This is a genomic window from Streptomyces sp. YGL11-2 (assembly GCF_050054615.1).
Taxonomy (GTDB): Bacteria; Actinomycetota; Actinomycetes; order Streptomycetales; family Streptomycetaceae; genus Streptomyces.
In genome coordinates this window covers 134,075-157,260 of sequence record NZ_JBNHIN010000006.1, presented here as the reverse complement: position 1 = coordinate 157,260, position 23,186 = coordinate 134,075, and the positions used below count along the sequence as shown (strand labels likewise).

General features: G+C 72.2%; 15 protein-coding genes, 1 tRNA gene and 1 pseudogene. 7 read left to right on the top strand and 10 right to left on the bottom strand.

Annotation, left to right across the window (positions count from 1 at the left end; all coding sequences use genetic code 11):
- Positions 1-309: 309 nt before the first annotated feature.
- Both ACO1BR_RS09735 and ACO1BR_RS09730 read left to right on the top strand, forming a co-directional pair.
- On the top strand, positions 310-1,989 hold the full coding sequence (locus ACO1BR_RS09735; protein ID WP_426794624.1) for a bifunctional 3'-5' exonuclease/DNA polymerase: 1,680 nt from the start codon (positions 310-312) through the stop codon (positions 1,987-1,989).
- A gap of 303 nt (positions 1,990-2,292) precedes the next feature.
- The gene (locus ACO1BR_RS09730; protein WP_426794623.1) at positions 2,293-3,315 is read left to right on the top strand and encodes an alpha/beta hydrolase; all 1,023 of its coding nucleotides are present in this window, start codon (positions 2,293-2,295) and stop codon (positions 3,313-3,315) included.
- Positions 3,316-3,455: 140 nt separating this feature from the next.
- Here ACO1BR_RS09730 and ACO1BR_RS09725 read toward each other — a convergent pair whose 3' ends face one another.
- Positions 3,456-4,079 carry a TetR/AcrR family transcriptional regulator gene (locus tag ACO1BR_RS09725; RefSeq protein WP_426794622.1) on the bottom strand — a complete coding sequence of 208 codons (624 nt, stop codon included), beginning with the start codon at positions 4,077-4,079 and terminating at the stop codon, positions 3,456-3,458.
- Positions 4,080-4,237: 158 nt separating this feature from the next.
- On the opposite strand from ACO1BR_RS09725, the gene ACO1BR_RS09720 reads away from it, so the two are divergent.
- From ACO1BR_RS09720 to ACO1BR_RS09710, 3 genes are all read left to right on the top strand, one after another.
- Positions 4,238-4,948: a spheroidene monooxygenase gene (locus ACO1BR_RS09720; protein WP_426794621.1), complete on the top strand. Its 711-nt coding sequence runs from the start codon at positions 4,238-4,240 to the stop codon at positions 4,946-4,948.
- Between the two features lie 51 nt (positions 4,949-4,999).
- Entirely contained in the window at positions 5,000-5,839 is an 840-nt protein-coding gene (locus ACO1BR_RS09715) for a DeoR/GlpR family DNA-binding transcription regulator (RefSeq protein ID WP_426794620.1), read from the top strand.
- Positions 5,840-6,063: 224 nt separating this feature from the next.
- Positions 6,064-6,501, top strand: coding sequence for a RidA family protein (locus tag ACO1BR_RS09710; RefSeq protein WP_426794718.1), 438 nt, complete (start codon positions 6,064-6,066; stop codon positions 6,499-6,501).
- A gap of 137 nt (positions 6,502-6,638) precedes the next feature.
- Here the strand turns inward: ACO1BR_RS09710 and ACO1BR_RS09705 are convergent, their stop codons facing one another.
- The 9 genes and pseudogenes from ACO1BR_RS09705 to topA all read right to left on the bottom strand — a co-directional run bounded on the left by ACO1BR_RS09705 (position 6,639) and on the right by topA (position 21,634).
- Positions 6,639-7,481 (bottom strand): arylamine N-acetyltransferase family protein, encoded by an 843-nt coding sequence (locus ACO1BR_RS09705; RefSeq protein ID WP_426794619.1) that lies wholly within the window; start codon positions 7,479-7,481, stop codon positions 6,639-6,641.
- Positions 7,482-7,808: 327 nt separating this feature from the next.
- Complete coding sequence (locus ACO1BR_RS09700) at positions 7,809-8,873, bottom strand: acyltransferase family protein (RefSeq protein WP_426794618.1); 1,065 nt, start codon at positions 8,871-8,873, stop codon at positions 7,809-7,811.
- Positions 8,874-9,516: 643 nt separating this feature from the next.
- On the bottom strand, positions 9,517-10,122 hold the full coding sequence (locus ACO1BR_RS09695; RefSeq protein WP_426794617.1) for a DUF3995 domain-containing protein: 606 nt from the start codon (positions 10,120-10,122) through the stop codon (positions 9,517-9,519).
- 229 nt (positions 10,123-10,351) lie between these two features.
- Positions 10,352-11,242, bottom strand: a complete 891-nt coding sequence (locus ACO1BR_RS09690; protein WP_426794616.1) for a glycerophosphodiester phosphodiesterase — start codon at positions 11,240-11,242, stop codon at positions 10,352-10,354.
- Between the two features lie 674 nt (positions 11,243-11,916).
- Positions 11,917-11,990: transfer RNA gene (locus ACO1BR_RS09685), tRNA-Thr, on the bottom strand.
- Between the two features lie 81 nt (positions 11,991-12,071).
- Entirely contained in the window at positions 12,072-13,676 is a 1,605-nt protein-coding gene (locus tag ACO1BR_RS09680; RefSeq protein WP_426794615.1) for an alpha/beta hydrolase, read from the bottom strand.
- 124 nt (positions 13,677-13,800) lie between these two features.
- Positions 13,801-15,190 (bottom strand): annotated as a pseudogene (locus ACO1BR_RS09675) (DNA polymerase III subunit delta').
- 225 nt (positions 15,191-15,415) lie between these two features.
- On the bottom strand, positions 15,416-18,616 hold the full coding sequence (gene tmk, locus ACO1BR_RS09670; RefSeq protein WP_426794614.1) for a dTMP kinase: 3,201 nt from the start codon (positions 18,614-18,616) through the stop codon (positions 15,416-15,418).
- Positions 18,617-18,772: 156 nt separating this feature from the next.
- A complete protein-coding gene (topA, locus tag ACO1BR_RS09665; protein WP_426794613.1) occupies positions 18,773-21,634 on the bottom strand; it encodes a type I DNA topoisomerase in 2,862 nt (953 codons plus the stop codon).
- Positions 21,635-22,132: 498 nt separating this feature from the next.
- On the opposite strand from topA, the gene ACO1BR_RS09660 reads away from it, so the two are divergent.
- Both ACO1BR_RS09660 and ACO1BR_RS09655 read left to right on the top strand, forming a co-directional pair.
- Positions 22,133-22,708, top strand: a complete 576-nt coding sequence (locus ACO1BR_RS09660; RefSeq protein WP_426794612.1) for a hypothetical protein — start codon at positions 22,133-22,135, stop codon at positions 22,706-22,708.
- Positions 22,705-23,181 (top strand): DUF2752 domain-containing protein, encoded by a 477-nt coding sequence (locus ACO1BR_RS09655; protein WP_426794611.1) that lies wholly within the window; start codon positions 22,705-22,707, stop codon positions 23,179-23,181. Before ACO1BR_RS09660 ends, ACO1BR_RS09655 begins: the two co-directional genes overlap by 4 nt.
- The last annotated feature ends 5 nt before the right edge of the window (positions 23,182-23,186 follow it).

The window sequence follows — 23,186 nt, the reverse complement described above, 5'->3', positions numbered from 1 at the left end:
GAGGAGGCCGCCGCAACGGTGGTTCCGGCCTATCTGGCGGCGCACAGCCCGGCGACGCCCGCCGCGTTCGACGCTCCCCAGCTACCGCTGGGAGGTACCCCCAGGCTGCTGCACGGGGCGACCCGGAGGGCGGTGCTCCGCGGCGAAGGGCGTCACCAGGGGACCCGCCCAGGGCAGCCCCCGGAGCCGCCGCCACGGATGTGCCGGCACTGCCGGGAGCGGCACCGTCGGCGACGCCGCCTTGCTCCCGGTGCCTCGCCGAGGCCGGGCTCGGCGGCATTGTCAGACCCTGGTGCAAGACTCGGTGGCATGAGATGGGCGGTGGCAGAGACGGACGACGGGGGTGTTCGTCTCTGTCCGCTCACTCAGGACGGCCGCCCCGCCGGTCCGGTGGTGAGCGAGCCCTCGCTCACCGAGGCGGTGCGGTCGCGCCCCGAGGTCGAGCGCTGGGTGTGGCGGTCCACGGCCGAGATCTACCGGCGCCTGCTGGCCTGCGGGGTGCGGGTCGAGCGCTGCTACGACGTCGAGGCGGCGGAGGCGCTGCTGATCGGCCACGAGGAGGGCCAGTCGGGCCAGCCGCGTTCGCTGGCCGCCGCCTGGGCGCGGCTGCACGGCCTGCCCGTTCCGCAGGACGCTCCCGCGCGCGCCGCCGAGACCCAGCCGTCCCTGTTCGAGCCGGGACCGGTGCCGCTGCCACCGGGCACGGACGAGTTCACCGCGCTGCTGGAGGTCTATGCCGGCCAGGTGGCGCGTACGGCCGAGACCGAGCATCCGGAGCGGATGCGGCTGCTGCTGGCGGCCGAGTCGGCGGGCATGCTGGTCGCCGCGGAGATGGCGCGGACCGGATTGCCCTGGCGGACGGATGTGCACCGGGAGGTGCTGGACGGACTGCTGGGCGAGCGCTATCCGGGCGGGCTGGAGCCGCGCCGTATGGCGGAGCTGGCCGACGAGGTGTCGCGGGCCTTCGGGGCGGGCGTACGGGTCCGCCCCGATCTGCCCAACGACATCATCAGGGCCTTCGCCCGTGCCGGCATCGCCCTGACCTCGACGCGCAAGTGGGAACTCCAGCAGATCGACCACCCCGCGGTGGCACCGCTGCTCGCGTACAAGTCCCTCTACCGCCTCCACACCGCCCACGGCTGGTCCTGGCTCCAGCAGTGGGTGCACGACGGCCGCTTCCGCCCCGAGTACCTGCCCGGCGGCACGGTCTCCGGCCGCTGGACCACCAACGGCGGCGGCGCTCTCCAGATCCCCAAGGTGATCCGGCAGGCCGTGCGCGCCGACCCCGGCTGGCGCCTGGTGGTCGCCGACGCCGACCAGATGGAGCCCCGGGTGCTGGCCGCCGTCTCCCGCGACCGGGGCCTGATGGAGGTGGCGGGCAGCGGCCGGGACCTGTATGCGGATCTGGCGGCGCGCGCCTTCGGCGGCGACCGCGACCAGGCCAAACTCGCCCTGCTGGGCGCCATTTACGGCCAGACCTCGGGCGACGCCCTCAAGCACATGGCCGATCTCCGCCGCCGCTACCCGGCCGCGGTGGCGTATGTCGACGACGCCGCCCGCGCCGGCGAGGAGAGCCGCCTGGTGCGCACGTGGCTGGGCCGCACCTGCCCGCCCGCGTCCATGGCCACCCCCGACGAAGCGGGCCTGCCTCAGGAGGACGAGGCACCCACGGGGTACGGCAGCAGCTCCGCGGCCCGCGCCCGCGGCCGTTTCACCCGCAACTTCGTGGTGCAGGGCAGCGCCGCCGAATGGGCGCTGCTGATGCTGGCCGCACTGCGCCAGTCCCTGGCACGGCCCGGACTCCGCGCCGAGCTGGTCTTCTTCCAGCACGACGAGGTGATCGTGCACTGCCCGGCGGAGGAGGCCGGGACGGTGTCCGAGGCGATCGCGACGGCGGCGGACTCGGCGGGACGGATCGCCTTCGGGCCGACACCGGTGCGGTTCCCGTTCACGACGGCGGTGGTGGAGTGCTACGCGGACGCGAAGTGAGCGGGGAGTGCCGTTAGTGGGGAATGCCGTTGGCGGGGAGTGCCGTTGGCGGGCAGTCCTGCGTTCGGGCCGTCCCGCTACGGGCACGCGGGAGCGCCGGTTGGCATCGGGGCATGGCCGCGCTGCCGGCTACACCGGATGCGCCGTTCCTTGACGATCTGCCGGGCCATCTGCCAAGCCACCCACCGGCCCTGACGCACCTCTTTCGCCGTTACTCCGGCGGCTGTCGGTGCCGCGGTGCAGAGTGAGGCGTTGCGTACGCGCGCTGCGTACGCCCGTCGTGACCAGAGGAGAGCGCCCGTCATGGCCGTACCGCCCGGTATACAGGTCCACCCCGAACTCATGCCGTTCCTCAAGGCGTTGCCACCGTACTCCGACGCGTATGAGGACATCGCGGCCACCCGCGAGAGGTTCCATGCGGTGCTGTCGATGCGTGCGGCCGACCGCTCGGGCGTACGCAGCAAGCGCTTTGACGTCCCACGGCCGGACGGCAGCGCGCTGACGGTCGAGGTCTACTGGCCGGAGGAGACCGGTGACACCGGTGACACCGGTGACACCTCCTCCGTGGCGCCGTTGCCTGCGGTACTGCACTTCCACGGTGGCGGCTATGCCATCGGCCGTTCGCTGCCCGGCCAGGACCGCACCGCGCTCGAACTCTGCCGCAACCTGCCCGCCGTCACGATCACCGTCGAATACCGCCTCGCGCCCGAGCACCGCTATCCGGCCGGTGTGGAGGACTGTTATCTCGCCCTGGAATGGACGGCGGCGCAGGCGGCCGAACTGGGCATCGACCCCGAACGGATCGCCGTCACCGGCAGGTCGGCGGGCGGCGGGCTGAGCGCGGCGGTCGCCCTGATGGCACGCGACCGCGGCGGCCCGGCCATCGCCTACCAGTCGATGTGCATCCCCGACCTGGACGACCGCGTCGCCGATGAGCCCATCCCGGCGGACACCTCCGACACCACCCCGAACCCCCTGGTGAACAGCCGGCGTTCGGTCCGCGCGGCATGGCGCCACTACCTCCCGGAGGGTTACCCGCCGGAGGGGACGACGCCGGATGCCTACGCCTCTCCGGCTCGCGCCTCCGACCTCTCGGGGCTGCCACCCGCCTATGTCCAGGTCTGCGACCTCGACTCGCTGCGCGACGCGGGCCTGGCGTACGCCCGGCGCCTGATGGATGCCGGAGTGCCGGTCACCGTCCGCAATGTGCCCGGCGCCTGGCACGGCTTCGAGCTGTACGCACCCGAAACCCGCCTCGCGAAGGAAACGACGGCCCACTGGACGGAGCATCTGCGGGCGGCGCTGTACCCGGGTGCGGTGGCTTAGGAGGCGGTGGCTCAGGGGGCGGGGTGAGGGCCGGGACGGTGCGAGCGACCTCTGCGGTACGAGCAGCTTCCGCGGTACGAGCAGCCGCAGCAGATACGAGCAGCCGCTGCCGTGCGGCCCCTCAGCCGTCCGGACGCCCCTCAGTCGTCCCAGCTCCCCTCCGCCGCCCCCTCAACCGTTGATATCAAGCCACGCGTGATGCGGGTCATGGTCGCGACCAGGACCTCGCGTGGTTGTTCCGGGCGATCCAGCCACCACAGGGCGAGCCCGTAGAGCGAACTGCGGATGGCCTCGCCGAGGGGTTCCAGCTCGGCCTCCGGGATGCCGGGGACGAACTCGCGCAGCAGGGCCATGTCCGTTTCGCGCTGCCTGCGCTGGAGTTCGCGGTGGAAGGCTTGCACCTCCGCGTCGCCCGTGGTGTCGCGGAACATCATCCGCCAGGTGTACGGGTGGGTCTGCACGTACCCGAACCAGGCGTCGTACATCGCCTCCATACGGCGGCCCAAGTCGCCTTCACCATGCAGAAGTTCATGGACGGGGGCGGCGGCCAGCTCGTCTCGGTGTCGCTCCAGCAGGGCGAGATGGAGCTCCTGCTTGGAGTCGAAGTGGCGGTAGAGCATCGGCTTGCTCAGACCGGCCTCGGCCGCGATCTCCCCGATGGTGGTGCCCGCGAAGCCGCGCTCGGCGAACAGCCGGGCGGCCACGTCCTCGATGCGCGTCCTGGCCTCGGCCCGGGCGGCGCGGTTCCGGTCGATCTCGCTCATGCGACGTCCTCGTGCGGTGTCGGTGCGGGTGATGGGATCTGGCTCGTTTCGGCCGTGGAATCCCCTCGCAATTGTCCCCGCGATGAAGGATACTTGGTCGTGTACCAGACGGTATACGCATTAGTAACTTCGGTGGGATCGGGCAGGAAGGCAGAGCCGTGATCGTTTCCGTACATCTCGCCGACGTCGGCGTCCGCTCCGTGCGGGCCGTCCTCGGCCGGTGCCCACGCCCCGGAGCGACCCCCGGCCTGCGCTACGCCGAGACCGCCCTCACCGGCGCCATCGCCTCCGGCCCGCCCAAGCTGCGCCCCGGCCGGGCCGCGCTGATCGCCTCGTGGGAGGACGACGCCGCCCTGGACCGCTTCCTCGCCGAAGACCCGCTGCCCCGCCTGCTGTCCGGCGGCTGGCATGTACGCCTGCTGCCGGTGCGGGTCTCGGGCGCCTGGAGCCCGATGCCGGTCGAGACGGACCCCGACGCCGCGTCGGCGGACGAGGACGGTCCGGTCGCCGTCCTCACCCTGGGGAAGCTGCGGCTGCGCCGGGCGGTCCCGTTCCTGCGTGCCAATTCCGCCGCCGCCGGCCGGGCCGCGGGCGATCCCGCTCTGCTCGCGTCCACCGCCCTGGTCAGACCGCCGCGCTTCGTCGGCACCTTCTCCCTATGGCAGAGCGTCTCCGCGATGAGCCGCTACGCATACGGCTTCGCGCAGCCTCAGCACAAGGCGGCGGTCCAGGAACACCGGGCGGCGCCGTTCCACCACGAAGCCGCGTTTCTCCGCTGCCGCCCCTACGGCGTCCAGGGCACGCTGGACGGCGCCGAGCCGATAACCACGGCCGCCGCAGCCCGGCCACGTCCTCAACTCGCCGGGTAGAGGGCCGGCGGCAGACGGACGACGAACATCCGATCCGCGAAGGGACCAGCGTTGACCGACACCGAAGGGGCAGCCGACGCCCGGGTCGCGACGGACGCGCCGGTCACGAAGCTGAGCCCCAAGGACCGCCGCAAGCGGTTCACCGACCGGGTGCTGGCCGAGGGTCAGGTGACCGTCGAGGACCTGGCCCATGAGCTCGGCGTCAGCCAGATGACGGTGCACCGCGATCTGGACACCCTGGAGCGTCAGGGGTGGCTGCGAAAGGTGCGCGGCGGAGCCGCGGCCACGCCCAGCGCCCTCTCCGAGTCCACCGCGCCCTGGCGCGGCGATGCGCAGGTGGCCGCGAAGGAGGCCATCTGCGCCACCGCGCCGGCCGTAGCCGAGCCCGGCCAGGCCGTGATCACCGATGACTCCGGTACGACGCTGCCGCTGGCCCGTGCGCTCTCCGCGCGCGGCGCGTACACGGTCATCACCAACTCCGTCCAGGTCATCGACGAGCTGACGGAGGAGCCCGACATCCGGGTGATCGCGTTGGGCAGCGAGCAGTACGCGGCGTTCAGCGCCTCCCTCGGCATGTCCACCGCCGATACCGCCCGCGGCTTCCGCGCGGATATCGCCTTCCTGTCCACCTCCGCGGTCGACAACGGCCACTGCTACCACCAGGCGCAGGAGATCGTCCTGGTCAAGCGGGCTCTGATGGCTGCCGCCCGGCGCAGGGTGCTGCTCGTGGACCACTCCGAGTCCGGCCGACAGGTGCTCTACGAGCTGGCGCCACTGGCCGAATTCGATCTCGGCATCTCCGATGAACTCCTTCCCCAGGAGGAGCAGGAAGCGCTTCAATCCCTGGGGATGCGATACGAGTTGGTGGCGAAGGGGAGTCGGCAGGGATGAGCGTTGACGGCGGGGAGACGGAGAAGCCGAGCGCGGACGACGAGTACGGCCCGCGCGGCTCACGCGGGCAGCAGGCACAGACCGGACGCGGGCAACACGGGCAGCGGGGTCAGACCGGCGGGAACGACGCGCAGAGCGGCACCTCCCCGGGCAGCCGCACCGCCCCGGCCTGCGAGGCCGCCCCATCCACCGGAACCACCCCGGGCAGCGACGCCCTCCCGCCCATCGGCACCCCCGTCACCGACGCCGCCGGCAGCCGCGACCTGGAGCGCATCAATCCGCCCCACCTCGCACCGCCGACCGGATTCAGCCACGCCGTCCGCGCCACCGCCCCCGGCACCCTGGTCTTCCTCGCCGGACAGACCGCCCTCGACGGTTCGGGCCGGATCGTCGGGGACGGCATCGTCGAGCAGTTCGAGCGGGCGCTGACCAACCTCCTGGAGGTGGCGGCCGCCTCCGGCGCCGGGCCGTCCGACCTGGCCAAGCTCACCGTCTTCGCCGTCGACATCGCCGACTACCGCCGGCACGCCCGGGACATCGGGCGGGTGTGGAAACGCCTGGTGGGCAGCGACTTCCCGGCCATGGCCGTCATCGGCGCCACCCGCCTGTGGGACGAAGCGGCCCTGGTCGAAATCGAGGGCATCGCCGTCGTCCGGCAGTGACGAAGGCCCCGCCCCTACCGCGCGGCTCACCCGCCAACTCCCCGCTCCCCGCTCCCGCCGCGCCCCACTCACCCCCGTACGACACCAACTCCCCACGCCCGCGCACTCCCCGTTACGCCACGCCCCCGTCCATCCGCTCACTCCCCCTCCCCCTCCGTCCCATACGTCGCCACCAACGCCCCGGCGTCCGCCGGCGACAGCGTGATCCCGAACTCCGAGTCCAGGAGCCCCGGGATCTCCTCCGGTGCGACCTCCCGCACCTCGCGCGACCAGTCCGGCCGGGTCTGCACGAACTCCCGCCCGACGAGCGTGCGGCGCACATCGGCCAGCGGCAGCAGCACCACGATCTTGCCGGTGAACGGCGACCGCGGATGGGTCGATATGTAGTGGTTGAAGACGCTGTAGTCGGCCGGGAAGCGGCGCTCCGCCCCGAAGGCGTACAGGTCGAACCAGCCGTCGTCGTGCCGCGAGCGCAGCACCCACGCCTCGGCCTCCTTCTCGTACACCAGGCCGAAGGTCCAGTCGCCCTGCTGCACCTCGACACCGTCCTGCAACGGGATCGGTGCGAGCAGCGCCTCACCGCCGAAGCCGACGTCGGTGATCCAGTCCGTACCGTCCAGCTCGACCTTCAACAGCGCGTGCGTGACCGGGCGCACCTTGCGCTCGCCCATCCGGATACGCGCGCCGAGCCCGGTGACACGGAAGCCCAGGCGCTCCAGGGCGGCGGCGTACAGGAGGTTCTGCTCGTAGCAGTAGCCGCCGCGCCGCTGCCGGACCATCTTCGCCTGCAGGGCTTCCAGGTCGAGCAGGATCGGGCGGCCCAGCACGATCTCGATGTTCTCGAAGCCGATCGACGCACTGTGCCCGGCATGCAGCTTTCGCAGCGTCTCCAGGGTCGGCCGGCGGTCGCCCTCGTAGCCGATACGCGTCAGATACGCGTCCAGATCGAGCTGCTCGCCGCCCCACTGGGATGCGGTCATGGTGCTCCCCCCGTCATAGCGTGCTCCTGCCGGAGCCTGGAGGGAGCTTAGGAGACGCCGCGTCCGGAGGGCGATCGGCTCTTCGGCTGACGACCTGGGCCGCCGGGCCGACCACCGGGCGGACGCGGGCTTACGGCCTACGGCAACCCGGTCCCAGGACGAGCGCCCGCAAAAAAACGCAACGAGCACCATCGTCCAGCACCCAACACCCCTCCCGGCCGCCCCCTTTCCCGGCCACCCCCTTGCCGACGTACCCCGGCCGACGTGCCCTGGTTGCCCGGACCGACGTGCCCTGGCAATCCTGCCCCGTCCGACGCCCCGCGCACTTCATCCCCGCCCACTCGCCGCCGCCTCCACCGGCACCTTCCGGAACGCCCACGCCATCGTCGGCTCCACCGCGAACCGGAAGATCCGCTGCACCGGCGGTGTACACAGCAGGGTGATCACGGTCCCGGCGATCAGGGTCAGCAGCACCACGCCCCAGGGGGTGTGCAGCCATGCGTGGTGGTACCAGCCCCAGAAGCGCGACCCCTTGGCGAGGAAGCCGTGCAGGAGGTAGCCGTAAAGGGTGCCCGCGCCCAGCGCCGTACACCACATCGTGCGGCCCGGCACCCAGGCGAAGAAACAGGCCACCAGCACCAGCGAGCAGCCGAACATCGCCAGGGTCATCACCACACCCCACCACCACGGGGCGCCCAGTTCCTGTGCGCTGTCGCGGTGGTAGAACCACGCGGCGTTCATCCGGGGCGAGGCCCAGTACGCGACGAGCAGCGCGGCGCCGAGGACCGGGACGGCCGCGATCCGCACCCACCGGCGGCGTACCAGCGCGAAGTGCTCAGGCCGCAGATTCAGCCCCAGCACGAAGAACGGCAGGAACTGCAGCACCCGTTGGAGATTCAGATCGTCGCCGATCTCCGGCGTGACGGACGCCATCATGGCGATGGTCAGCGCCAGCGGCAGCGGCGCGCGCACGATCTTCCACAGCGGTGCGGTCAGCCGCCAGATGAACAGCGCCACCAGGAACCAGGTCAGATACCAGGGGTCCAGGAGGCTGATGGGGTAGTTCGGAGCGCCGCCTGCCCAGCGTTTGAAGAAGGTGTAGGCGACTTCGAAGATGAGGTACGGGACCGCGACGCCGGTGATCAGCCGCTGCAATCGGTCACGGCGCAAATCGAAACTGCGCGAGAAATAACCGGAGATGATGATGAACGCCGGCATGTGGAACGCATAGACGGCGAGATAGAGCGCCGCCGCCGTCCGGCTGCCGAAACGCAGCGGTTCCCACGCGTGCCCCATTGCCACCAGCACGATGGCCAGGTATTTCGCGTTGTCGAAGAACGCGTCGCGGGATGTGCCCCCGACGGCACCGGCCACCCCCCGCCCCGTACGCATACCCGTACAGGCTTTCCCCTTAAGCCCGTTGGCCGTACCGCCCTGCGCCGTACGCCCGTTGACCGCACCGTCCCGGGCCTTACACCCGCGGACCGTTTCGGCATGCCCCTGACCTTCTCCGCCCGTCAGGACACCGTGTGGCCGATCGCCACCCGTCTGCCCATCAGCCCGAATTCCCTCCTCCGCCGGCGATTTGGCGTCCGCCCTCTCCTCTCCCGTGGTTGCCGCGGAGGAGAGCGTGGCCATCGAAGCGCCCGCACTTTCCGCCGTACCACCCGCGTCCGGCGCGTCATCCGGCATCTGCCGTGGCGTCGGAAGCGGCACCCGCCGCTCGCCGGGCGCCGGAACATCGTTCATCAAGGGCCCTCCTCGTACGCACCCAGAGGACGAGCCGGACACGGACCCGAACATTTCCCCGAAAGGGAACCCGAAATCCGAATCCCGCGCCTCGTTTTCCTTACGAGGAGTGTGGCGGCGTCAAACACCCAAGGCACCTTAGCCCCGCCACCGGAATCCCGTAAATCCCGCCCTGCCATGCCCGCCCACCTCGGCCCCGCCTCCGCGGCTCCTCCACTCAACACGGAAAAAACGCCGCAAAATATGGACCATTCGCGCGCACGCACCGCACACGTACCGGAAAAGTTCAGCCGATTCCCGCAACCAGCGCGATGACGGACAGCAGCAACGCCCCGCAGCCGCCCACGGCCCCGGCAATCCGGGCACTCCGATGCTCGGCCAATCGCCCCGAATGGACCCAGGCGGCAAACACAAAGGCAATTCCACCGGCCACGAACCACGGCCCCCACAGAAACGTGTACCAGCGGCTCACCCCCCGTAGTTCCGGCGCGAGTTCGACGGCGTGCGCCTCCACGAGCAGCCCCTGGCCGACGAACAGCGCCCCGTGCCAGACCAGGAGCACCCCCGCGCCCCATACCAGCAACTGGAGTATGCAGCTCATCCCGCGCCCCCATGCGCGGCGGCGTACCAGTGCCAACCCCAGGAGCCCGCCGACGACTTTGAGCACGCCGGTCAGCCACAACACGGCGATAAAACCGGCGTTCCGCTCCTCCGCGAGGCGGACCAGCGACGGCGAAACCGTGGACTCCGCCCCTGCCGCCCCGCCCAATTCCCAATAGAAGCTCGGTACGGCGAAAACGAATCCCCATACGGCGGCGGCCCACCCCGGCCAGGTGACCGGATATCGGCTGCCATCCGCCCGCGCGCTCTCGTCAGCCCGAGCACTCTCCATGGCCGCGATTCTGCCCGCCGGGGCATCGACGGATCGCCGCTTTACCCAACCCGTACCGAGCGAAGCAAAGCAAAAGAACGGAACAGCACAGAACAGAACCGTACCCAACTAGACCTGGGCCGGACCGAACTCGACCGCACCGAACCAAACCGCGCCAGGCCGGACCGAACCGAACCGTGCCGGCCCGGTCCGGCACGGGCCGGACCACTCGGGGCCAACACCCACCGCCCTAGTCGATAACCCCTTCCACACCCCGCCCCTGCACCGACTGCGCGCTCTCCTTCGCCCCCACGTCCCACGCATAGATCTCCAGCCGCCGCCCATGCGGCCCACGCAGCCGGTGCACAGCCCTGGCCCACTTCGAACTGACCTCGGCCATACGGGGATTGATCTGATCGGCGAAGCGCGCATAGCGCCGCAGTTTCCTCACCGACGGTGCGCCCAGAATCCCCGTACGCACCTTCGGCATCAGCCGGTGCACCCGCTTCACGCACCGTACGCAGAAACTCTGCACCACCAGCCGGTGGCGGATATGCGCACGGTCCAGCCACCCCAGTGCGCGCAGTTCACGCAGCGCCTGCGCCTCGACTCCGGGGTATTCCTCGGGCGCCTTGAGTTCCAGCAGGAGACCCTGCCCATTACGGTCCAGCCTCCGCAGATAGTCGGCGAGCGTCGGCACCCGCTCCCCCGCGAACTGCTTTCCGAACCAGCTCCCGGCATCCAGCCGCGCGATCTCGGCCGCGGTGAAATCCCGCACCCGCCACGGCGCCCGCCCCGGAAACACCTTCGCGGCATCGGTGGTCCGATTGAGCGTGGTGTCATGAATCACCACCAGCCGCCCGTCCTTGGTCCGCTGCACGTCGTTCTCGACCCATACGAGCCCGCGGCGGTGCGCCGCGTCGACGGCGGCAAGGGTGTTCTCCGGCGCGTAACGGGAAGCGCCACGGTGCGCGATCACAAAGGGCGCCTGATGCCCGGCCCTGATACCCACGACCGTCCCGCCTCTGGTGGCCAGATCCGTATGCCCTTCGGGTCCGGACGCCAGCGCGGCCGAGGCCATGGTCGCCATCACCAGAAACGCGATTCCGCCGGCCGCGATCCGCACCGTTCTCCGCACCATGCGGGGGCCTCCAGGTCGCTCGGCCGCAGACGTGCCCATCTGCGTCAGGTACGCCCCCTAGGACTCCCTCCGCCCTCCACGAACGCGGATACGCCCTGCCTCCCGACTCTGCCCCCGGCCCCGCGGCCCCGCCAGGCGAACGCCTCCTCCCCCCACCGCCCCCGGCACCCCACCACCCCGCCTTTCCGCAGGCCGGAGCGCACCCCGGCCTCCGGGGCCCCATCCGGCCATTCGTGCGATTCCCCTCGCGCCCGCCCCGCCACCCGGCCCGGCGCCCGGCTCGCTTCAGCAACGCCACCCTGCGCGGCGCCCTCTACGGGCCGACGGCCCCCAGGCACCCCGGTGGTCCCACTCACCGCCGGCGCCTACCCCCGCACCCTCGACGCCCTCACCTGGCTCCTCACCGCACTGATCAACGCGAGCCAGGGCATCGGCTGGCTTTACGGGCGGTCCCGAGGCCCCGCCGCGATCAAGCCCAACCGCCCCGAATCCATGCCCCCACCGGCGATCCCCCGGCCCCGAACCCGCCCCAACCCAGCCACACCACCGGCGACTTGCTCCCTACTGCTCCCGGCCGCTCCCCGCCGCCCCGGTCCCGCCGCCCAAGCAACCGCACCCCGACCCCAAACAAGAAAAAGCCCAGGTCAGAACTTCCTGACCTGGGCTTCCACAAGAGCCGCCTTCGGGATTCGAACCCGAGACCTACGCATTACGAGTGCGTTGCTCTGGCCAACTGAGCTAAGGCGGCGTGGTGCGCGGCCCAGTCTACACAGGAGCGGGGGGTGCTTTGTCATCGGTTCGGGGGCTGGTCAGGGGGGTGTGGGGTGGGTCACGTGCAGCGCTTGTTCTTGGCGGGTGGGGTGCCTTCGAGGAGGTAGGTGTTGATGGCGGTGTCGATGCAGTCGCTGCCGCGGCCGTAGGCGGTGTGGCCGTCGCCCACGTACGTGAGGAGGGTGGCGCTGGAGAGCTGGGCGGCGAGGCCCTTGGCCCAGGTGTACGGGGTGGCCGGGTCGCGGGTGGTGCCGACGACGACGATCGGGTCGGCGCCCTTGGCCTCGATGCGGTGGGGGGTGCCGGTGTGCTTGACCGGCCAGTACGCGCAGTTCAGGGCGGACCAGGCGAAGTTGTCGCCGAAGACCGGGGATGCCCTGCGGAAGGCGGGCAGGGCGGCGCGGACCTGGTCGGGGCCGGTGAAGGCGGGGGCGAGGTCGAGGCAGTTGACGGCGGGGTTGGCGTACATCTGGTTGGCGTAGTGGCCGTCGGACTTGCGCTCGTAGTAGCTGTCCGAGAGGGCGAGCAGCCCGCGGCCGTTGCCCGACTGGGCCTGGGCGAGGTACTCGCGGAGTTCGGACCAGGCGCCCTGGTCGTACATGGCGGCGATGACGCCGGTCGTGGCGAGGGACTCGGTGAGCTTGCGGTCCTGGCCGGTGTCCTCCGGCTGGGCGTCCAGCTTCTTGAAGAGGGCGGAGAGCTGCTTGCCGGCGTCCTCGGGGTTCTTGTTGCCGAGGGGGCAGTCCTTCTTCTTGACGCAGTCGGCGGCGAAGGCCAGGAAGGCGGTGTTGAAGCCGGCGGTCTGGTCGATGTTGATGGCTCGCGAGTTCAGTGACGGGTCCATGGCGCCGTCGAGGACCAGGCGGCCGGAGTGGGACGGGAAGAGGCCCGCGTAGGTCGCGCCGAGGAAGGTGCCGTAGGAGGCGCCGACATACGTCAGCTTCCTGTCGCCCAGGACGCCGCGCAGGATGTCCATGTCGCGGGCCGCCTCGATGGTGGAGACGTGCGGCAGCAGCTTGCCGGAGTGGGCCTCGCAGCCCTTGGCGAAGTTGCGGTAGGCGGTGACCAGCTGGTTGACCTCGGCGGGGGTGTCGGGGGTCGTGTCGGTCTGGGTGAAGCGGTCCATCTGCTGGTTGCTGAGGCATTCGATCGGCTCACTGCGGGCCACGCCGCGCGGGTCCATCGCCACCATGTCGTAGCGCGCGCGGATGGCGGCCGGCTGGGGCGCGTACTGCTGGAGGTAGTCGATCGCGGAGCCGCCGGGGCCGCCGGGGTTGACCATCAGGGAACCGAGCCGCGTCCCGGGGCCGGTGGCCTGCCTGCGGGCCACGGCGAGCTGCAGGTCGGTGGCCGCGCTGGGGTTGGCGTAGTCCAGCGGGGCCTTCATCGTCGCGCACTGGAAGCCCGCCACCCCGCAGTCGTGCCAGCTCAGCTTCTGGTCGTAGTACGGGCGGAGGTTGGCCGGGACCGCGAGGGGCAGCGGCGCGAGGGGCGAGCCGTCGGACGCCTGGCGCTCGGTGCCGGCGTCGTTCGTACGCCCCGGGGACGGCGCGCCACCGGGCGACGAACTCCCGGACGAGCAGCCGGAGATCAGCAGGGCGAGGGCCGCGGCGGCAGCGGCGGCTGCGGCGGCGGGGGTGCGGAGCAGGCGGCTGGGCTGCATGGGCGGTCCCTGGGGTGTGTGGCCGGTGGTCCTGGGGCGGGCGTCCTTAATCGCGAGTGCTTTACGGAGCGTATCGGGGCGAGGACGGTGAGTGCGTACTCCTGAGGACGGTGGGGACCGTGATTCAGCCTGCGCGCAGCGCGGCCGTCATCGCCTCGACCGCGAGCAGGGGGGCGACGTTGCGGTCCAGGGCCTCCCGGCAGGCGATGACCGCCTCTATGCGGCGCAGGGTGCTCTCCGCCGTGGAGGCGGTGGCGATGCGCTGGATGCTGTCGCGCACCTCGTCGTTGGCGAGCGGGACCGAGGCGCCCATCTGGAGGGCGAGGACGTCGCGGTAGAAGCCGGTGAGGTCGACCAGGGCCAGGTCGAGGCTGTCGCGCTGCGTACGGGTGGAGCGGCGCTTCTGCTTGTCCTGGAGCTCCTTCATGGCGCCGGCGGTGCCGCGGGGCAGCCGGCCGCCGGTGCCCGCGGCGGCACCGAGGGCGGCGCGCAGCTCCTCGGTCTCCTTGGCGTCGACCTCCTCGGCGACCTGCTTGGCGTCCTCCGACGCCGCGTCGATCAGCTCCTGGGCGGCCTTGAGGCAGCCGCCGATGTCGTCGACCCGGAGCGGGAGCTTCAGGACGGCCGCCCGGCGGGCCCGGGCGCGCTCGTCGGTGGCGAGCCGGCGGGCCCGGTCGATGTGCCCCTGGGTGGCGCGGGCGGCCCGGTCTGCGGCCTCCGGGTCGATGCCGTCGCGCCGTACGAGGACGTCGGCGACCGCGCCGACCGGGGGCGTACGGAGGGTGAGGTGGCGGCAGCGGGAGCGGATCGTGGGGAGCACGTCCTCGATGGAGGGCGCGCACAGGAGCCAGACCGTACGCGGAGCGGGCTCCTCCACGGCCTTGAGGAGGACGTTGCCGGCGCCTTCGGTGAGGCGGTCGGCGTCCTCCAGGACGATCACCTGCCAGCGCCCGCCGGCCGGGGAGAGCGAGGCCCTGCGGACCAGGTCGCGGGTCTCCTTGACGCCGATGGACAGCAGGTCCGTACGGACGATCTCGACGTCGGCGTGGGTGCCGACCAGGGTGGTGTGGCAGCCGTCGCAGAAGCCGCAGCCGGGGGTGGGACCGGAGGNGAACTACAACCCTTCGATCACGGCGGCCCCACCCTGCCCGCACCAGGCCGCGGAGGCATCCAATTCCACCTGCCGGGGCGGCACGGTCCTCTCCACCCCGGCGACGTCCAGGTCACCCCGCAGGACGGAGCGCACCTGGGCACCCCCGCCGGTAGTCGCAGGAACCCGCTCGCCGGACGTACCTTCCCCGTCGTCGCCATCGGCATGCCCGCCCGGCGCCGGGCGGGCCCGTGAACAGCCAGGCGTGGGTCATCTGCGAGGTGCCGGTGCGCTCGGCCGCCGGCTGCTCGCCGCCCGCCCGCGCCGCGCTCTCGGCGGCCACGACGGCGTCCGCGTCGCGTGCGGCCGCGGCGAGCTGCGCCGTCACCCGCTCCTGGCCGACCACGTCGTCCCATACCGCCATCGCTGCCGCCGTCCTGTCCGTTCTGCGTGCCGTGCCGGCGCGGTCGCGGGTCCGGGCGGATCCGCCCGGCGCCTCCTCCGCGCGTATCCCATTGTGGTCCACCCCACTGACAACCGAATCACGGCAGCCGTCGGCGCCGCCGCTGCCGCCCCACCTCGCACGCCGAACGGCCGTGGCCGCAGCGGGAATTGCTGCCCCCACGGCCGTTCGGTCAGAGCGCTCCGGTCAGCCGCGCCGGCCGCGGCCCCGGCGGCCCTTGCCGCCCGCGCCGCCTTCCGCGTCGTCGTCCGGGCGCGTGCCGAGGAGTTCGTCGGCCAGCGTCGGCAGGTCGTCCAGCGGGGTCTCCTCCGCCCACTCCGGGCGCGGGCGGCCATGCTGCCCGTTCTCCGCGGGGCGGCCGGTGGCCGGGTCGACCTGCGGGAGTTCGCGGGTCCGCTCCGGGCCGCCGTCGGCCGGTTCGCCGTGCGCGTCCTTGCCGTCCTCCTGGAACACCCACGGCGGCACCCGGTCCGCCGGGTCGTCGTCCCGTACGGGCGGCAGCACGGTCGTCTCCTCGGAGTCCGCACCGCCTCCCCGGCCGGCGTCCCGGACCGGCGGCAGCACCGCCGTCTCGTCCGCCTCCCGCGCCTCGGGCCGCGGCAGCGCCGCGGTCCGCTCGGCGTCCGACGCGGCGCCCGTACCGGAACCGGAAGCCCCGTTCGCGGAAACGGACCCGGATTCGTTCTCCTTGGCCACCCGCTTCCGCAGCTGCGTGACGTCGGTCTCCGTGGTCTGCGCCTCGGCCGATTCGGCCGCCTCGGCAGCCGCCTTCGCCTCCGCGGCCGCAGCCGCCTGGGCCGCCTCGACCCGGGCCTGCTCGGCGCGCAGCAGCGCCTCCTCGGCCTTGCGCTGCTTCTCCAGGCGGCGCTCCTCGGCCTCCCGGCGCAGCCGCGCCTCCTCCTCGTGCTGCCTGCGCAGCCGCTCCTGTTCGGCGTGGCGGGCCTTCTCCTCCGCCTCGCGGCGCTGCCGCTCCGCCTCCGCCGCCGCACGGGCCTCCTCGGCGCGCTGCCGCGCCTCCTCGGCCTGGCGGGCGGTCTCCCGGGCCTTGGCCTCCTCGGCCTCGCGGCGCTTGCGCTCCTCTTCCTCGGCGCGCAGCTTGGCCAGCTGCTCCTGGCGCTCACGCTCCAGGCGCGCCTCCTCCGCCTTGCGCGCGGCCTCCTCCTCGGCCCTGCGGCGGGCCTCCTCCTCGGCTGCCTTGCGGGCCTCGGCCTGTGCCTTGAGCTCCGCCTCGGACAGCGGCAGGACCTGGTCGAGGCGGTGGCGTACGGCGGTGGTGACGGCCTCCGGCTCCTGGCCGGCGTCGACGACCAGGTAGCGGGCCGGGTCGGCGGCGGCCAGCGCCAGGAATCCGGCGCGCACCCGCTCGTGGAACTCGGCGGGCTCGGACTCCATCCGGTCCGGCGCCTCGGTGAAGCGCTCGCGCGCGGTCTCCGGCGAGACGTCCAGCAGCACGGTCAGATGCGGAATCAGGCCGTCCGTCGCCCAGCGGTTGATCCGGGCGATCTCCGTGGGTGCGAGGTTGCGGCCGGCGCCCTGGTAGGCCACCGAGGAGTCGACGTAACGGTCGGTGATGACGATCGCGCCGCGCTCCAGGGCGGGCCGGATGACGCTGTCGACGTGCTCGGCGCGGTCGGCGGCGAACATCAGCGCCTCGGCCCGGTCCGAGAGTCCGGACGTGGACACGTCCAGGATGATCGCCCGCAGCCGCTTGCCGACGGCGGTGGCGCCCGGCTCGCGGGTCACCACGACCTCGTGGCCCTTGCTGCGGATCCACTCCGCCAGCGCCTCGACCTGGGTCGACTTCCCGGCGCCGTCACCGCCCTCCAGGGCGATGAAGAAACCGGTGGCGGCGGGCGCCTGGGCCGGGTCGCCTCCGCGCAGCGCCTCGCGCAGGTCGCGCCGCAGCGGTACGCCCTGCCGGTCGTCGGTCTTGCCCAGCACCCAGGCGGCGACCGGCAGCAGCAGCGCGCCGGCCAGCATCAGGGTGTACGCGGCGCCGCCGTGCGCGAAGACGAAGGCGCCGCTGCCGACGTGGTGCGGGCCGATGACACCGGCCAGCAGGGGCGCGGCGATGGCGGCCAGCGCGACCGCGAGCCGGACGACGGCGTGCAGATGCTCGGTCGTACGGGCGCTGCGGAACGCCTCGGACTCCTGGTCCAGCAGCACATGGCCCGTATTGGCGGCGATACCGGCGCAGACACCGGCCAGCAGCGCGAGCAGCAGCACCGTCGTCGGGTCCGGGACCAGCCCCATGGCCAGCAGCGCCAGGCCGGTGCCGGCGACCGCCATGGCCAGCAGCCGGCGCCGGGAGAGCGCGGGCAGCACCTTGCGGGCGGCGCGGATGCCGATGACCGTGCCGCCGGTCAGCGCGAGCACCAGCAGCGCGTAGGTGGCAGGGCCGGTGGCCAGGTCGAAGGCGTGCAGTACGGAGAGCGCGACGGCCGCGGCGATCGCGCCGGCCACCGCCGCGCAGGCGGGCACCAACAGCGGGATCGCGCCCGTACGGCCCTTGTCGGGCCCCGCGCCCGGCTTGCCGGCGGACTTCGGGCGGCGCAGGCCCTCCAGCGGGGAGCGCGGCCGGGGGGTCTGACCGCCGGGCAGCTCGATGAAGTACAGGATCGACACGGAGGCGGCGAACAGGCCGGCCGCCACGTACGAGCCCAGCGCGGCCTGGTGGAGGTGGAACCACTCGACGCCGGTGCCCAGCAGCTTCCCGATCAGCGTGACGACCACCAGCGCGGCGGCGGCGATCGGCAGCGAGACGAAACTGGTGCGCAGCGACAGTCGGCGCAGCGCGTCCATGTTGTCGGGCAGCGGCCGGACGGTGGCGCCCTCCGGGGGCGGCGCGGGCAGCAGCGCGGGTGCCGCGCTCTCCCTGGCGACGGTCCAGAAGCGCTCGGCGACGCCGGAGACGAAGACCGTCACCAGCAGCCAGGCGAGCGCGTCGGCCGGCGTCCAGTCGATCCAGAGGGGGGCGATGACCAGCAGCGCGAGCCGCAGCGCGTCCGCGCCGATCATCGTCCAGCGGCGGTCCAGCGGCCCGTCGGGCGCGGTGAGCGCGGACAGCGGCCCCAGGAGGACGGCCCCGAAGAGCAGTGTCGCCAGCAGCCGGACGCCGAAGACCGCGGTGACCGCGAAGGCGGCGCCCCTATAGCCTCCGCCGAACACGGCGTGGCCGCCCAGCGGTACATACAGCGCCGCCTGAAGGGCGAGCAATACCAGGACAAGCAAGGACAGGGCATCGCCGATACCCCCGACGAACTGGGCGCTCCACAGCCGCTTCAAAGGAGGGAAGCGGAGCAGGGCTCGCACCGCACGCTCGCGGGAGTCCGCTGCGAGCGCGTCTGAGGTGGGGGGCACGACCGTTGGCTGCTCGGCACGCGTCATCCCGCCAGCCTATCGGGACAGGGCACACTACCGGGCGCCCGCCCGAACAAATAGGCGGGCACCGTCGGATGCGAAGGGGCGGGCCGGGCGAACTCGTCCGCCTGGCCCGCCCTTGTGCCGCGCCGGTCCACGCCGGCTCCGGCGGCCCGGGGCGGCTCAGTCCTCGGCCGGCGCGGCCGTCTTCTTCGCCGCCGTCTTGGCCGTGGCCTTCTTCGCGGTGGTCGTCTTCTTCGCGGTGGTCGTCTTCTTCGCCGCGGTCTTCTTGGCGGCCGTCTTCTTCACAGCCGTCTTCTTCGCGGCCGTCTTCTTGGCCGGCGCCTTCTTGGCGGTCTTCTTCGCCGGCCCCTTGGCGCGCTTCTCCGCCAGCAGCTCGTAGCCGCGCTCGGCGGTGATCGTCTCGACGTCGTCGTCCCGGCGCAGCGTCGCGTTGGTCTCGCCGTCCGTGACGTACGCGCCGAACCGGCCGTCCTTGACCACCACCGGCTTGCCGCTCACCGGGTCCGTGCCCAGCTCCTTGAGCGGCGGCTTGGCGGCGGCGCGCCCGCGCTGCTTGGGCTGGGCGTAGATCGCCAGCGCCTCGTCGAGGGTGATCGTGAACAGCTGCTCCTCGCTCTCCAGGGAGCGCGAGTCGGTGCCCTTCTTCAGGTACGGGCCGTAGCGGCCGTTCTGCGCCGTGATCTCCACGCCCTCTGCGTCCGCGCCGACGACGCGCGGCAGCGACATCAGCTTGAGCGCGTCCTCCAGGGTCACGGTGTCCAGGGACATCGACTTGAAGAGCGAGGCGGTGCGCGGCTTGACCGCGTTCTTGCCGGTCTTCGGGGTGCCCTCGGGCAGCACCTCGGTGACGTACGGGCCGTAGCGGCCGTCCTTCGCCACGATCTGGTGGCCGGAGACCGGGTCCATGCCCAGCTCGAAGTCGCCGCTCGGCTTGGCCAGCAGCTCCTCGGCGTACTGAACCGTCAGCTCGTCGGGCGCCAGGTCGTCGGGGACGTCGGCCCGCTGGTGGCCCTCCTCGTCCTTCTCGCCGCGCTCCACGTAGGGGCCGTAGCGGCCGACCCGCAGCGTGATGCCGTCGCCGACCGGGAAGGACGAGATCTCCCGGGCGTCGATCGCGCCCAGGTCCGTGACCAGCTCCTTGAGGCCGCCGAGGTGGTCGCCGTCGCCGTTCCCGGCGTCCGCCGCACCTCCCACGCCCGCGGCGGAGCCGCTGTCAGGCCCGGTCTCGCCGAAGTAGAAGCGCCGCAGCCACGGCACGGCCTGCGCCTCACCGCGCGCGATCCGGTCGAGGTCGTCCTCCATCTTGGCGGTGAAGTCGTAGTCGACCAGCCGGCCGAAGTGCTTCTCCAGGAGGTTGACCACCGCGAAGGAGAGGAACGACGGAACCAGCGCCGTCCCCTTCTTGAAGACGTAGCCGCGGTCCAGGATCGTGCCGATGATCGACGCGTACGTCGACGGGCGGCCGATCTCGCGCTCTTCCAGCTCCTTGACCAGCGTGGCCTCGGTGTAGCGGGCGGGCGGCTTGGTGGCGTGGCCGTCGGCGGTGATCTCCCGCGCGGCGAGCGCATCGCCCTCGGCGACCTGCGGCAGCCGCCGCTCACGGTCGTCCAGCTCCGCGTTCGGGTCGTCGGCGCCCTCCACGTACGCCTTGAGGAAGCCGTGGAAGGTGATGGTCTTGCCGGACGCGCTGAACTCGGCGTCCCGCCCGTCGGCGGCCCGGCCGCCGATCTTGACGGTGACGGAGTTCCCGGTCGCGTCCTTCATCTGGGAGGCGACGGTGCGCTTCCAGATCAGCTCGTAGAGCCGGAACTGGTCGCCGGTCAGCCCCGTCTCCGCGGGCGTGCGGAAGCGGTCGCCGGAGGGACGGATCGCCTCGTGCGCCTCCTGCGCGTTCTTGACCTTGCCGGCGTACGTCCGCGGCTTGTCCGGCAGGTACCCGGCGCCGTACAGCTGCGTCACCTGTGCCCGGGCCGCGGCGACCGCGGTGTCCGAGAGCGTGGTGGAGTCCGTACGCATATAGGTGATGAAGCCGTTCTCGTACAGCTTCTGCGCGACCTGCATGGTGGCCTTGGCGCCGAAGCCGAGCTTGCGGCTGGCCTCCTGCTGGAGGGTGGTCGTCCGGAACGGCGCGTACGGCGAGCGGCGGTACGGCTTGGACTCGACCGAGCGGACCGCGAAGTCGGTGTTCTCCAGGGCGGCGGCGAGCGCGCGGGCGTTCGCCTCGTCCAGGTGGAGCGCGTCGTTCTTGAGCTGCCCGTTGGGACCGAAGTCGCGGCCCTGGGCGATCCGGCGGCCGTCGACGCTGTTCAGCCGGGCGGTCAGGGTCGAGGGGTCGCTGGCGTCACCCGCCCGGCCGGTGGCGAAGGTGCCGGTCAGGTCCCAGTACTCGGCGGAGCGGAACGCGATCCGCTCGCGCTCCCGCTCGACGACGAGCCGGGTCGCCACGGATTGCACCCGGCCGGCGGACAGCCGGGGCATGACCTTCTTCCACAGGACCGGCGAGACCTCGTAGCCGTAGAGGCGGTCGAGGATCCGGCGGGTCTCCTGGGCGTCGACCAGCTTCTTGTTCAGATCGCGGGGGTTGGCGACGGCCTCGCGGATCGCGTCCTTGGTGATCTCGTGGAAGACCATCCGGTGGACCGGGACCTTCGGCTTGAGGATCTCCTGGAGGTGCCACGCGATGGCCTCGCCCTCGCGGTCCTCATCGGTGGCGAGGAAGAGTTCGTCGGACTCGGCCAGCAGCTCCTTGAGCTTCTTGACCTGGTCCTTCTTGTCGCTGTTGACCACGTAGATCGGCTGGAAGTCGGCGTCGACGTTCACGCCGAGGCGGGCCCAGGACTCGCCCTTGTACTTCGCCGGGACCTCGGCCGCGCCGTTGGGGAGGTCGCGGATGTGCCCGACGCTGGCCTCGACCACGTAGCCGGGGCCGAGGTAGCCCTTGATCGTCTTCGCCTTGGCAGGCGACTCGACGATGACGAGTCGGCGGCCGCCGCCCTCTGCGGTCTCGCTGGTCGGGGACAACTTCGCTCTTCTCTCCGGTCGACGCTGGGAATGCTCCCGGGCCGGACGCCCGGGGCGCACTGCGGTGACGCTTGACGCTGCGGAGTGTGACGGTACCTCCCGCCCCCGTGTCAAACGGAAAAACCCCGCAACGCCACTCGAACGGTAACCCGACTACATGCCTTCGCGCCGCCCCGACCGTCCCAGCCGCTCTCCGGCCGCCCTGCGCGGGCTCGGATGGATCATGGCGGACCCGCGGCACCGCACCGCGCACCTCCCGGCGGTCCCCGGCGCGCCACCGCACCGGTACCGCCGGTGATCTCGCAGAGTAACCGCCCGGCGGGCGGCACCGCGCCCGCCGGCGGTGCCCGCGGCGGGCCGCGACTGTCACAAGGTGACGGCGGATGCGGTCATCACCTTGATACGTCAGGTGAGCGGACTGGCAGGATGGACGTGGCACGGCTCACGGCTTGAGCCGTGTACTGCCGTCATCACGCATCCTCGGGGGGAAGATCACCCATGGCGAACCAGTACCCCGGACCGCCACCGGAGCAGCCGCCCGGCCCGCCCGGACAGAACCCGTACGCCGCTCCGGAGCCCGGCCGCCCCGCCGACGCCGGTTACGGCTACCCGCAGGGCGGCCGCCCCGGAGAGCCCGGTTACGGCTACCCGCAGGCCGCTCCGCCGCCCGCGCCCGGCTTCCCGCCGCCGCCCGCCGCCGGTTTCACGGCCCAGCAGCCGCCCCCGGTCGGCGGCATGGCGATCTCGCTCGGCGACATCGCGGTCAGCGGCGACACGATCATGACGCCGGCCGGCCCGATGCCGCTGCGGGGCGCCGTCTGGACGGCCACCGACATGTCCCGCACGGAGGAGAAGATCCCCGCGCACGCGATCGTCCTCGCCATCGTCTTCTTCCTCTTCTGCCTCCTCGGCCTGCTCTTCCTCCTGATGAAGGAGCGCACCACGACCGGCTTCGTCCAGGTCACGGTGAACAGCGGGGGCCGCCACCACTCCACGATGATCCCGGTGCAGTCGCGCGAGCAGGTCATGTTCGTCATGAACCAGGTCAACTACGCCCGGTCGCTGAGCGTGTGAGCCGCCACGAGCCGCAGGGGGCCGCCGGAACGCTGCCGCCGGGCGGACCCGTCCCGCCGGACGCGCCCGGCGACCCCGCGGCCGCGTCCGTCCGCCGGCGCACCGTCCGCCGGGCGTCACTCGCGCTCGGCATCGGTGCGCTGGGCGCCGGCTACCTCTGGAACACCAACCCGCACCACTCCGGGCAGCTGTTGCTCCCCTGCCCGTTCCGCTGGGCGACCGGGCTGCAGTGCCCGTTCTGCGGCGGCACGCGGATGGCGTACGACCTGATGCACGGCGACGTCGCGGAGGCCTTCCACGACAACGCCGTGCTGCTCACGCTGGGCGTGCCGGCCGTCGCGTACGTGCTGGTGCGCTGGCTGGCCGCCGGGCTCCGCGGGCAGCGCCATCCGCTGCGGCTGACGGCCCGCGGCAACGCCGTGGTCGTCGGCATCGCCGCGGTGTGGATGGTCGCCCGCAACCTCATCGACTGACCGCG

Bases quoted from the DNA above. Each gene is read 5' to 3' on its own strand.
- ACO1BR_RS09735 (WP_426794624.1), top strand. From the start codon at position 310: ATGAGATGGGCGGTGGCAGAGACGGACGACGGGGGTGTTCGTCTCTGT.
- ACO1BR_RS09730 (WP_426794623.1), top strand. From the start codon at position 2,293: ATGGCCGTACCGCCCGGTATACAGGTCCACCCCGAACTCATGCCGTTC.
- ACO1BR_RS09725 (WP_426794622.1), bottom strand. From the start codon at position 4,079: ATGAGCGAGATCGACCGGAACCGCGCCGCCCGGGCCGAGGCCAGGACG.
- ACO1BR_RS09705 (WP_426794619.1), bottom strand. From the start codon at position 7,481: ATGACCGCATCCCAGTGGGGCGGCGAGCAGCTCGATCTGGACGCGTAT.
- ACO1BR_RS09700 (WP_426794618.1), bottom strand. From the start codon at position 8,873: ATGCGTACGGGGCGGGGGGTGGCCGGTGCCGTCGGGGGCACATCCCGC.
- ACO1BR_RS09695 (WP_426794617.1), bottom strand. From the start codon at position 10,122: ATGGAGAGTGCTCGGGCTGACGAGAGCGCGCGGGCGGATGGCAGCCGA.
- ACO1BR_RS09690 (WP_426794616.1), bottom strand. From the start codon at position 11,242: ATGGTGCGGAGAACGGTGCGGATCGCGGCCGGCGGAATCGCGTTTCTG.
- ACO1BR_RS09680 (WP_426794615.1), bottom strand. From the start codon at position 13,676: ATGCAGCCCAGCCGCCTGCTCCGCACCCCCGCCGCCGCAGCCGCCGCT.
- tmk (WP_426794614.1), bottom strand. From the start codon at position 18,616: ATGACGCGTGCCGAGCAGCCAACGGTCGTGCCCCCCACCTCAGACGCG.
- ACO1BR_RS09660 (WP_426794612.1), top strand. From the start codon at position 22,133: ATGGCGAACCAGTACCCCGGACCGCCACCGGAGCAGCCGCCCGGCCCG.